This is a genomic window from Campylobacter concisus (assembly GCF_002913865.1).
Classification (GTDB): domain Bacteria; phylum Campylobacterota; class Campylobacteria; order Campylobacterales; family Campylobacteraceae; genus Campylobacter_A; species Campylobacter_A concisus_AM.
The window spans coordinates 1-1,368 of the sequence record NZ_POYX01000098.1 but is presented as its reverse complement, the minus strand read 5'-3'; the positions used below and the strand labels follow the sequence as shown (position 1 = coordinate 1,368).

Genomic DNA, 1,368 nt, shown 5'->3' with positions numbered 1-1,368 from the left:
ATGTAATACGACAGTCCAATTTGTATATCGCTATTCGTAAAGGTTGGGATATATTTCGGATGAAACTCTAAAAAGTTAAATTCGTCGTTTTCGCTATATTCGCTTATGTTGTTTTCGGATAAAATTTTTTTAACTTTCAAAACGTCGTCGCCAAAGACCTTTGCCGTCTTTAAAAAATAATCCTTGGGGCTAAAATATTGCCATTTTTCCGTTGGATAAGCGGTATTTTGGCGGTAAATTTGCCCAAGATGTTTATTTGCGAGCGAACAATAATGCACGCCCATTTTTAATCCCTCATCTTTTGCAAACTGTAGCAAAGATAGTGCCTCGGTCTCGCTTCCGGATATTGCCAAACCGCCCGCGTACCAATAGTTGTAAAAAACCTCAAAAGGAGGAAATTTTAGTAAAAATCCGCGCTTGATATACTCTTGTTCATTATGTAGTGGAAAGCAAAATTCCAGCAAATTTATCCCGTCTATGCCGATAATATCTAGATACCTCATTATATTTTTCATTTGCTCGGCCGTATGCGGAATGACGGGCATCTCGACTATGACGTAGCTTATATATCTTTTTGCGATTTCGATTTTTTCCATAATATCAGCTTGTTTATCAAAGCCGTCTTCTAACTTTATACTGATCCTGATCTCATCGACGCCGCTATCTCGCAGGCGCTTTAATATAGAAACATCTAAGAATTCGCCGTTAGTGTATAAGCGCTTATGGACCGAGCTATTTTTAGACTTTATCGTATTAAAAAAATCCAAAGTATCGTCTTTATAAAGTAGCGGCTCACCGCCGGTCAATGCCACATATTTTATAAATTGATTATTTTTAAATACGGCATTTGCGACGCTTTTGGCGTCAAATTTACGCTTGATATCCTTTTCGTAGCCTTCCTGATTGGGATTAAAACAAAAGTAGCAGTCTTTATTGCATCTAAGAGATAGATATGTCGTATTCGTATTTATGCCGGTTCTGCAAGCGACACAAGCGCTTGATTTAAAATTTATAAAGGGGCTTTGATCTCCACTAAAATTTAAAGCCCTAATGAAAACGCCCGTCTTATCAAATTTTAGTTTATACTTGTTTTCGATCTGATCGATAAAACTTCGCTCTATGGCTTCGTATTTTTGGATTGCGCTTTTTAAATCGCTACTCATTATTCTCCTTGAGGTTAAATTTTATCGGCTCATATAGTAGTATGTTTTTCTTAGGCATGATACCCCATCTATAATTACTAAATGCGTTTGTTTTTATTATCTCCAAGCAACAAGGTATGTTTTCTAAAATAAATTTTAATCTATCATCGCTTTTTCCGCTTTTTACTATTTTGGAAGCTAATGCCAAAAACGCATTCCATAGCAT

At 36.2% G+C, this 1,368-nt stretch carries 2 protein-coding genes; both read right to left on the bottom strand.

The features are described 5' to 3' along the window. Positions 1 to 1,163, bottom strand: a 1,163-nt coding sequence (locus CYP77_RS06630) for a radical SAM protein (RefSeq protein ID WP_103599723.1), incomplete at its 3' end; no start/stop codon positions are given. Continuing rightward, positions 1,156 to 1,368 (bottom strand): hypothetical protein (locus tag CYP77_RS10095; protein ID WP_103599722.1); only part of this gene is annotated, 213 nt, incomplete at its 5' end. The genes CYP77_RS10095 and CYP77_RS06630, both read right to left, overlap by 8 nt.